Source organism: Escherichia sp. XD33, from assembly GCF_019375075.1.
Taxonomy (GTDB): Bacteria; Pseudomonadota; Gammaproteobacteria; order Enterobacterales; family Enterobacteriaceae; genus Enterobacter; species Enterobacter flexneri_A.
Genome location: NZ_JAENDM010000111.1, coordinates 1 through 4,678 on the forward strand (window position 1 = coordinate 1; position 4,678 = coordinate 4,678).

Annotated in this window: 4 protein-coding genes and 1 pseudogene; all 5 read right to left on the reverse strand. The window is 51.2% G+C overall.

Features of this window, described 5'->3' with window-relative positions; all coding sequences use genetic code 11:
* Nucleotides 1-389: 389 nt before the first annotated feature.
* Nucleotides 390-1,874, reverse strand: a complete 1,485-nt coding sequence (locus K0778_RS24840; protein WP_032152108.1) for an IS91 family transposase — start codon at nucleotides 1,872-1,874, stop codon at nucleotides 390-392.
* A 274-nt stretch (nucleotides 1,875-2,148) separates the two neighbouring features.
* A pseudogene (locus tag K0778_RS28010) lies at nucleotides 2,149-2,298 on the reverse strand (hypothetical protein); the annotation flags it as partial.
* A 152-nt stretch (nucleotides 2,299-2,450) separates the two neighbouring features.
* Nucleotides 2,451-2,900 (reverse strand): hypothetical protein, encoded by a 450-nt coding sequence (locus K0778_RS24850; protein ID WP_013362817.1) that lies wholly within the window; start codon nucleotides 2,898-2,900, stop codon nucleotides 2,451-2,453.
* Between the two features lie 629 nt (nucleotides 2,901-3,529).
* Nucleotides 3,530-4,267, reverse strand: coding sequence for a 23S rRNA (adenine(2058)-N(6))-methyltransferase Erm(B) (erm(B), locus tag K0778_RS24860; RefSeq protein WP_013362818.1), 738 nt, complete (start codon nucleotides 4,265-4,267; stop codon nucleotides 3,530-3,532).
* Nucleotides 4,268-4,392: 125 nt separating this feature from the next.
* The gene (locus K0778_RS24865) at nucleotides 4,393-4,488 is read right to left on the reverse strand and encodes a 23S rRNA methyltransferase attenuation leader peptide (RefSeq protein ID WP_013362819.1); all 96 of its coding nucleotides are present in this window, start codon (nucleotides 4,486-4,488) and stop codon (nucleotides 4,393-4,395) included.
* Between the last annotated feature and the right edge of the window lie 190 nt (nucleotides 4,489-4,678).

Here is a 4,678-nt window from a genome sequence, read left to right on the forward strand (position 1 = left end):
CTCAGCATTTTATTATGGTGATCCCCTGGGCGAAATGCGCCTGGTAAGCAGAGTTTTTGAAATGTAAGGCCTTTGAATAAGACAAAAGGCTGCCTCATCGCTAACTTTGCAACAGTGCCCAAAATTTTAAGATAATGCACTATCAGCGTATAGGAAGTTCAAACGCCCTTTTCGGGCAGTCTGCTGGGTAGGCGGCGGTCGCGCAAGCCCCGTTTTGGGCACGGATCGGACGTCTGTGAGTGGGATTTCGGCATCGCGGGGCCACGCAGCGGCGTTGTCAGCAGCCATGCTTCGCTGATTCCCGACAGCGGGCCGAGCGCCGCCCTGCGGATCGTGGCCGCATCGGCTCGGATTCCGGTTTCGCCGTCGGCTGTGCAGCCGGCAGATCGTCACGCGGCTTGCACTGGCGGTGCGCGCGCTGCGGGCCTGTAGTGCGCTTCTTCCCGCGCGCCCTGCTTCACGAAGTGGCCAAGGATGGCGCGGATGGCGGCAGGTTCCTCGATGCTGGCGACGATCCGCACGGTGCCACCGCAGTGGACGCAGGCGGTGACGTCGATGGAAAAGACCCGCTTGAGGCGTTGCGCCCAGCTCATCGAACGGCGCTTCTCCTCGGGGCTGCGCGGCGCGTCGTTCGCGCTTGCGTCCGCCGGCTCCACAGCGGCGTCATGCCGCCTGCCGCGCCCCGATGGCGTCAGCTGTGCGCGCAGGGCGGCGTTCGGGGCAAACACCCCGTGGAAGCGGGTCAGGTGGGCGCGCGGTGGCGGGACCAGCGCCGCCAGCTTGGCGATGAAATCCACCGGATCCCATTCCACATGCGTGGTGCCATTGCGCCACGGGGTCTTGAGCTGGTAACGCACCCTGCCCTGGAGCGCTATCGACAGCCGCTTCTCGCTGATCGCCGGGCGCGTGATGTAGCGGCACAGCTTTTCCAGCTTGTGGCTTTCGTGTGCTTCGGCCGCCACGCCGGCATGCAGTGAGAAGCCGCCGACCTTGCCGGCTTCGCCCTCCAGCGAACCGGCGTCACCGGGCAGCGTTTGCAGCGTGACGACCTTGCAGCCAGCGTCGCGGCCGGTGGCGATGCGGTAGGTGATCGAACTCATCCGCAGCCCATCCATGCTGTCGTCGCCTGCAGCGCTGTCTGCCAGGAAGGCCGATTCGCCCTCCCCTTCGAGCCAGCCTTTGCGCGTCAGGTGCCGACACACCCGGTGCGCGATGGCAGCTGCCAGCTGGGTCAACTGCGCGGTGGTGGGCGCACGGGCGCGGTGCAGGCGCAGTTCGCGCCGCGGCAGCTCGGTGGCTTCCACGTACACGCCGTCGAGCCACAGCATGTGGAAGTGGATGTTCAGGTTCAGCGCGCTGCCGAAACGCTGGATCAGCGTCACCGCGCCGCACTGGGCGCTGGCGCGGTCGATGCCGGCTTGATCGGCCAACCAGCCGGCGATCACGCGCTGCACGATGCCCAGCACCGGGCCAATGGCTTCTGGCTTGCTGGCGAACAGGAAACGCAAGGGGTACGGAAAGCTCAGCACCCATTGCCGCACAGGCCGCGGGCCGAACACCTCCTCGACCAGGTGCCGCGCACTCTCGGCCATGCGTCGCGCGCCGCAACTCGGGCAGAACCCGCGCTTCTTGCAGGAGAAGGCCACCAGCCTCTCTGCACGGCAGTGCTCGCACACCACCCGCAGGAAGCCGTGCTCGAGCACGCCGCAACGCAGGTAGGCATCGAACGCCTCGCGGACATACCCGGGCAGCGAGCGGCCCTCCGCTTCGATCCGTGCAATGAAGTCCGGGTAGTGCGCCTCTACCAACGCGTACAGCAGCGTGCGCTCGGGCGCGTGGCGCGCGTACCGCGAACCGGTGTGGGCGGACGGCAGTGGCGCGCATCCCGCGGCTTGCCGCCGGGATGTGGCGAGGCGCGGCACGCAGCGCTCCGGTGCGGGGACGGCTGCTCAGGGTTGCACCTGTGTTCGCACGTTCGTATCGGTGCGTTCTGATCTTCGCGTCAGACATTGCCGCGGCGCGGGCACAACAAAAAGCCCGGCATCGCTGCCGGGCTCCGGCCCCGTCCTTGGGGCCTTGATGTCGGGTCGTTGCCGGGATCGGACCGCGCTGGCGCGGTCCGGTTCCCTGACGACCGGGCCAACCGCATCAGAAATCCATGCCGCCCATGCCACCCATGCCGCCGCCCGGCGGCATCGCCGGCTCGTCCTTCTTCGGGGCCTCGGCCACCATGGCTTCGGTGGTGATCATCAGGCCCGCGATGGAGGCGGCGTTCTGCAACGCGGTGCGGGTGACCTTGGCAAAGAAGGTATCCAGCAGGTACGACACGTCCGCGATCTGGTCGAGGTTGGCATCACCGCTCACGGATGTGACGCTGCCCTTCTTGTTCAGGAAGAAATCGCGCCAGTTGCCATAGGCCTGGTCGCGCTCCACTTCCGCGCGGTAAAGGTTCAGGTCTTCCTGGCTGGCACCTTCCAGCACGTGCGACATGCGCAGCGGCGCTCGGGTGCGGCAAAAACTTTTGTTTGTTCATCAATGATTTGACCGTCTATTTCAAACGTTTTACCAGCATAATCAAATAGATGGTAATAAGTTAAAATAGATTCTGAAAATGATATATCATTTTCTTTATTAACAAATATCAGCTCTTGTCCTTTTTCTATACGGTTTTGAATTTCATCTTGATAACTTTTTACAAGATAAATGCTATCGCCACGCCATATTTCCTGTCCGTTATAAGTGAAATCATCATCATCATAGTAATCAATAAAGATAATGTCATAGCAAGAATCTGTGTAATAATCATCAATATCGTCGCCATGAACGACGATAATTTGGCGATTGGTGTTTAGTAATTCAATTAGGATAGATTTATTGTAGTCGCTTAAAATTGTAGTCATTTAAATTACTTCCTTTCTTTAAAAAAATTATTTTTTTAGGCGCTTTGGCTGGGTGCTTAATCTTTTAAAATCGAGTGAAGATTTATCCAAGATACGCACTTCGCTTTAGTTCCTAATTATTTTTTCAGTGTGCTTGGTGGTTTGCTTGGTTATAAAAAAGTGGAGAGATTAAAAAGCTGCAAGGGCGATCTATGATCGTGCATTTACCCTTGCGGTCTTTTTTGAACGAACTATAACCAGAAAAAGCAAAGCCCTTAGCACACTAAAATATTAGGTACGTCAAGCGGTATCTTGGATAGTAAAATCGAACGGAAAAAAAGCACTTGATATACTTATCAAGTGCTTTCCTAGCCTTTATGTTCGTAAATAAACCACTTGTAACTTGTAACTTTTTTCATGTTACAAGTTACCACTCGTGGTAGTTACCACAAAGCCACATGTTAACATTAAATAATGTTAAGCATTTCATGGAAAAGCTTTTCTATAATCTTTAAGGCTTCTTGTGTACTTCTTGCTAGTCTAGGGACCTCTTTAGCTCCTTGGAAGCTGTCAGTAGTATACCTAATAATTTATCTACATTCCCTTTAGTAACGTGTAACTTTCCAAATTTACAAAAGCGACTCATAGAATTATTTCCTCCCGTTAAATAATAGATAACTATTAAAAATAGACAATACTTGCTCATAAGTAACGGTACTTAAATTGTTTACTTTGGCGTGTTTCATTGCTTGATGAAACTGATTTTTAGTAAACAGTTGACGATATTCTCGATTGACCCATTTTGAAACAAAGTACGTATATAGCTTCCAATATTTATCTGGAACATCTGTGGTATGGCGGGTAAGTTTTATTAAGACACTGTTTACTCTTGGTTTAGGATGAAAGCATTCCGCTGGCAGCTTAAGCAATTGCTGAATCGAGACTTGAGTGTGCAAGAGCAACCCTAGTGTTCGGTGAATATCCAAGGTACGCTTGTAGAATCCTTCTTCAACAATCAGATAGATGTCAGACGCATGGCTTTCAAAAACCACTTTTTTAATAATTTGTGTGCTTAAATGGTAAGGAATATTCCCAACAATTTTATACCTCTGTTTGTTAGGGAATTGAAACTGTAGAATATCTTGGTGAATTAAAGTGACACGAGTATTCAGTTTTAATTTTTCTGACGATAAGTTGAATAGATGACTGTCTAATTCAATAGACGTTACCTGTTTACTTATTTTAGCCAGTTTCGTCGTTAAATGCCCTTTACCTGTTCCAATTTCGTAAACGGTATCGGTTTCTTTTAAATTCAATTGTTTTATTATTTGGTTGAGTACTTTTTCACTCGTTAAAAAGTTTTGAGAATATTTTATATTTTTGTTCATGTAATTTACTCCTGAAGTGATTACATCTATAAACAAATACAGAAGTTAAACGATTTGTTTGTAATTTTAGTTATCTGTTTAAAAAGTCATAAGATTAGTCACTGGTAGGAATTAATCTAACGTATTTATTTATCTGCGTAATCACTTTTTTTAGTCTGTTTCAAAACAGTAGATGTTTTATCTACATAACGCATTTGATAACGCATTTGGAATACCAACATGACGAATCCCTCCTTCTTAATTACAAATTTTTAGCATCTAATTTAACTTCAATTCCTATTATACAAAATTTGGCACTGTTGCAAATAGTCGGTGGTGATAAACTTATCATCCCCTTTTGCTGATGGAGCTGCACATGAACCCATTCAAAGGCCGGCATTTTCAGCGTGACATCATTCTGTGGGCCGTACG